At 70.3% G+C, this 4739-nt stretch carries 7 protein-coding genes; 3 read left to right on the forward strand and 4 right to left on the reverse strand.

The genetic code is table 11. The features are described 5' to 3' along the window. Together B2U11_RS03380 and B2U11_RS03385 are read right to left on the reverse strand one after the other, a co-directional pair. A partial coding sequence (locus tag B2U11_RS03380) for an Ada metal-binding domain-containing protein (RefSeq protein WP_292069958.1) occupies window positions 1–398 on the reverse strand: 398 nt, incomplete at its 3' end. 56 nt (window positions 399–454) lie between these two features. Further along, window positions 455–1135, reverse strand: a complete 681-nt coding sequence (locus B2U11_RS03385; protein ID WP_292069960.1) for a winged helix-turn-helix transcriptional regulator — start codon at window positions 1133–1135, stop codon at window positions 455–457. A gap of 60 nt (window positions 1136–1195) precedes the next feature. Between B2U11_RS03385 and B2U11_RS03390 the strand changes: the two genes are divergently transcribed. From B2U11_RS03390 to B2U11_RS03400, 3 genes are read left to right on the forward strand one after another with little or no spacing between them, the layout of a single operon-like run. Continuing rightward, entirely contained in the window at window positions 1196–1642 is a 447-nt protein-coding gene (locus tag B2U11_RS03390) for a VOC family protein (protein ID WP_292069961.1), read from the forward strand. Window positions 1643–1654: 12 nt separating this feature from the next. Further along, a complete protein-coding gene (locus tag B2U11_RS03395) occupies window positions 1655–2137 on the forward strand; it encodes a VOC family protein (protein ID WP_292069963.1) in 483 nt (160 codons plus the stop codon). A 26-nt stretch (window positions 2138–2163) separates the two neighbouring features. Then, window positions 2164–2511 (forward strand): DUF1428 domain-containing protein, encoded by a 348-nt coding sequence (locus tag B2U11_RS03400; protein WP_292069965.1) that lies wholly within the window; start codon window positions 2164–2166, stop codon window positions 2509–2511. Between the two features lie 6 nt (window positions 2512–2517). Here B2U11_RS03400 and mdoH read toward each other — a convergent pair whose 3' ends face one another. Further along, window positions 2518–4452: a glucans biosynthesis glucosyltransferase MdoH gene (gene mdoH, locus B2U11_RS03405; RefSeq protein ID WP_292069967.1), complete on the reverse strand. Its 1935-nt coding sequence runs from the start codon at window positions 4450–4452 to the stop codon at window positions 2518–2520. 60 nt (window positions 4453–4512) lie between these two features. Next, on the reverse strand, window positions 4513–4722 hold the full coding sequence (locus B2U11_RS03410; RefSeq protein WP_292069968.1) for a hypothetical protein: 210 nt from the start codon (window positions 4720–4722) through the stop codon (window positions 4513–4515). Window positions 4723–4739 lie beyond the last annotated feature (17 nt).

Genomic DNA, 4739 nt, shown 5'->3' on the forward strand with positions numbered 1-4739 from the left:
CTGACCGGGGCGGCGCCCAGATGCTGGCGGAACAGGCGGCGCAGGTGCCGCTCGCCCACCCCCAGTCGGGCGGCCAGGGCGTCGACGTCGCCCTCATCCAGCGCCCCCGCCTCGATCATGTTCAGCGCCCGGCTGACGGTGTTGGAGGTGCCGCGCCATGCGCCCATATCGGGCGCCGTCTCGGGCCGACAGCGCAGGCAGGCGCGAAAGCCCGCCGCCTCGGCCGCCGCCGCGCTGGGGTGGAAGGTGACGTTCTCGCGCCCCGGCGTGCGGGCCGGGCAGACCGGCCGGCAGTAGATCCCCGTCGAGGTCACGCCGGTGAAGAACCGCCCGTCGAAGCGGGCGTCCCGCGCCACGACGGCGCGCCAGCAGGCCTCGAAATCCAGGGTCGGTTCCATCAGCGCAGGATGGGCCTTCGCCGCCGCCCTGTCTCGCGGTTTTCGGACATGGATCGTCAGAAGGCCTTGGGCGGCAGGGCGAAGAAGGTCGCGAACCGCTCGGCCTTGGCCCGGTCGCCGGTCAGGACCAGCAGGCCGTCGGCCTCCAGCGCGGCGAAGGGCGCCCCGCCATAGATGGTGCCCGCCAGCACGGACGGCTGGGTGTCGAACACCACCTCCGCCCCCTCGACCTCCGCCCGCTGGGCCGTCAGGGTTCCGTCGGCGATGCGCAGGCGGAAGCTCTCGTCCCCAAAGACCAGGCCGACGTCCAGCCGCGCCTTCCCCGCCCTGGCGGCGTCGAACATGGTCTCCAGCGACATGACCACCGACACGGGGCTGAGCGGCAGGGTCGGATCATGGGTCGGGGACCGCGCGGCCCAATGGCCCAGCAGGGCGAAGATCGGCTTCAGCTCGCAGCCCCAGTCGGTCAGTTCATAGACGTGGACGGAGGCCGGCGGCGGCAGGCGGCGCCGGCGCACGATCCCCGACGCCTCCAGCCCTTCCAGCCGCTGGGTCAGGACGTTGGCCGACAGGCCGCACAGGTCCTTCTTCAGGTCGGTGAAGCGGCGCGGGCCGAACATCAGCTCGCGCATCACCAGGAGCGCCCAGCGCTCCCCGATCAGGTCCAGGCCGTGCGCGGCCCCGCAGGCGTCGTGATACCGACGACCGGGCTTAGCAGTTACTTTTTCTAACTTCATGGTTGACTATCATAATCCCCAGCGTCAGGGTGCGCAAACACAACAAGAGGAGAGAACGCCGTGCCCAAGCTGATCTTCATCAACCTGCCCGTCGCCGACCTGGACCGGTCCATCGCCTTCTACAAGGCCGTCGGCGCGACGAAGAACCCCATGTTCAGCGACGAGACCGCCGCCTGCATGGTGGTGTCGGACACGATCCACGTCATGCTGCTGACCCACGACAAGTGGAAGGGCTTCACGGACCGCGCGATCCCGGACGCCCACGCCTCGGCCCAGGTGTTGCTGTGCCTGTCGGAAGACAGCCGCGAGGCGGTGGACGCCGTCGTCGCCCGGGCCGCCCAGGCCGGCGGCCAGGCCGACCCGAACGCGACCCAGGACTATGGCTTCATGTACGGCCGCAGCTACGCCGACCCGGACGGCCACATCTGGGAGACGATGTGGATGGACCCCGCCGCCATCGCCGCCGGCCCGGAGGCCTTCGCCGCCAACGAACTCCAACCCGCCTGAGGAGGCCAGGCCATGGCCGACAAGATCGTTCTCTGCCTGTGGTTCGATGGCGACGGAGAGGAGGCGGCGCGCTTCTACGTCTCCCTTCTGCCCGACAGCCGCATCGACGCCGTGCATCGCTCGCCCATCGACACCCCGTCCGGCCCCGCCGACAGCGTGCTGATGATCGAGTTCACCCTGGCCGGCCGGGCTTACCTGGCCCTGAACGGCGGGCCCGACTTCACGTTCGACGAGGCCGTGTCCTTCATGGTCATGACCGAGGACCAGGCCGAGACCGACCGGCTGTGGGACGCCCTGATCGCCGACGGCGGCCAGGAAAGCGTGTGCGGCTGGCTGAAGGACCGCTGGGGACTGTCGTGGCAGATCACCCCGCGCCGGCTGATGGAGCTGACCACCGACCCGAACCGCGCGCGGGCCAGGGCCGCCATGGCGGCCATGATGACCATGCGCAAGATCGACATCGCGGCCCTGGACCGCGCCGTCGCCGACCTCTGAAAACTCACAGCCAAAGGAGAGACGCCATGACCTACGTCAGCGGCTTCGTGACCCCCGTGAAGACCGGCGACAAGGATCGCTACATCGCCAGCGCCCGGGCCGCCGCGCCCCTGTTCAAGGAATACGGCGCCCTATCCCAGGTCGAGGCCTGGGGCGACAACGTGCCCGACGGCAAGGTCACCGACTTCAAGAGGGCCGTGAAGGCCGAGGAGGGCGAGACGGTCGTCTTCTCGTGGGTCACCTGGCCGGACAAGGCCACCGCCGACGCCTTCGAGACCAAGATGATGGACGATCCGCGCTTCAGCGAGCTGGACATGCCCTTCGACGGCAAGCGGATGATCTACGGCGGGTTCGAGACGATCTTCGAGGCCTGATCGGCGTCAGGCGGCGACGACCGCCAGGGTCGGCGTCGGTCGCGGTATGGTCAGGAAACGGCTCGGCGGCGGCGTCTTGGCTTCCGCCTGCACGGCGAGCGCCGCCGTCAGTATCTGCGCCTGGACGATGACCGGATGGGGCGCCAGCACCTCCGGCGTAGCCAGCAGGTCGTCGCCGACGGCCCGGGCCGTCACGGCGGACAGCCAGAAGGCGCCCGCCAGTCCCAGCGCCGGCGGCGCGGCCCACAGCAGCGCGGCCGGGTTCAGCGCCAGGCACAGACCCGCCAACGTCAGGCCGAACACGAACTCGGCGCGGTGGGCGACGAAGGCTTCGCCCCAGGAAAGGCCGTCCAGGTCGCGCCGCTGCGGCGTCCACCCTGAATCCCGTCCCGACAGCACCGACACCACCGCTCGCGTCTGGGCGAACAGGGAAACGGGCGCCAGCAGGGTCGACAGCGCCGTCTCGATCAGGATGTTCCTCACCGTCGCATCCGCGCCGCCGAACCGGCCCAGTTCGCCCCGCGCCGTCGCCACGGCCAGGGCCATGAACTTGGGCAGGATCAGGAAGGCCGCCGACACCGCCATCACCCCCAGCAGCGCGCCGGCCGCGGACGGCGAGGCCTCGCCGATCCGCGCGCCCGCGAGGTCGTCGGGGAACACCATCAGGCCGATGCTCAGCGCCAGCAGCGCGATCCACATCGGCGCGGCCAGATAGGTCGAGAAGCCCCGCACCAAGTGGAAGCGGCTGACCGAATTCAGCCCCCGCGCCGCCACCACGCCCAGGTGCTGAAGATTGCCCTGGCACCAACGGCGGTCGCGCACGATCTGGTCGATCAGGCTGGGCGGCCCCTCTTCCCACGATCCGCCCAGATCCGGCTCCAGCCGCACCCCCCACCCGGCGCGCCGCATCAGGGCGGCCTCGACGAAGTCGTGGCTCAGGATATGGCCGCCGAACGGCTTTCGTCCGGCCAGGTGCGGAAGGCCGGCGCGTTCGGCGAAGGCGCGCACGCGGATGATGGCGTTGTGGCCCCAGTAGTTGCCTTCCGTGCCGCACCACCAGGCCATGCCGCGCGCGAACATCGGCCCGTACAGGCGGCTGGCGAACTGCTCCAGCCGCGCGAACAGGGTGCTGGCCCCGATCACGGCCGGGACCGTCTGAATCAGGCCAGCGCGCGGATCGGCCTGCATCATGCCCGACAGGCGGCCCAGGACCGCGCCGGTCATCAGGCTGTCGGCGTCCAGCACCACCATGTGGTCATAGGCCCCGCCCCAGGTCCGAACCCAGTCGGCGATATTGCCCGCCTTGCGGTCTATGTTCTCGGCGCGGCGGCGATAGAAGACACGCATCCCGCCGCCCAGGGCCTGCCGCAGCCGGCGAAACGCCGCCTGTTCCGCCACCGCGATCATCGGCGCGCGCGTGTCGCTGAGGATGAACAGGTCGAAGCGATCGCCCAGGCCCTCGGCCTCGACATCGCGCATCATCGCCTCCAGCCGCGCGAACACCGGCCCCGGCGCCTCGTTATAGACCGGGGCCAGGATGGCCGTCCGCGCCGTCAGCGGCGCGGTCGTCCCTTCGTCGCGGCGCGACGCCAGGCTGACCACGAACCCGGCGAAGGCGGAGGCGAAGGCGAAGGCGGTCCAGGCGAACAGGCTGGCGAACAGCACCAGATGGACCACCTCGGCGCCCGTCAGGAAATCGGCGGCGAAGGCGTCGTGAAGCACCAGGACCGCCAGCACGGTCGTCACCACGGTGAAGGCGATCAGCGCCGACCGCCGCGCCCACGGCTGCCCCATCGTCCGGCCGAAATCGCGCGCGGGCGGCTGGTCCAGCGCCTGCGCCGGCATCGCCAGCGGCGCGGCCGCCGGCAGGTCGGAAAGAAAGTCGCGTGTGTCCGGCGCGGACAGGCCCGCATCCCGGAACGCCGCCGAAACTGACGCCATGGTCGATCCTGATTGTCTGTGAAGCGGGGAGGCTCGACCCACGGAACGACCGAACACCGTTCAGGTTGCGCGTTCCGCGAAAATCTGAGCCGTCCACGTCTCGGTGAGACGCCGCCCGCTCCGCGTTCGAAGCCAGGCTTTCACGTCCGCCGGTTCATCCGATGACGGCGCCACGTCGAAAATGAGGCGCCAGGTGCGCTCAAAGCCGGTCTCCGCCGGATCGGCGGCGACCAGTTCGATGTTGGACACGGCGCCGCGCATGCCGGTCACGGAAGATCGGAAGAGCG

Source organism: Brevundimonas sp. UBA7534 (assembly GCF_002479325.1).
Classification (GTDB): Bacteria; Pseudomonadota; Alphaproteobacteria; order Caulobacterales; family Caulobacteraceae; genus Brevundimonas.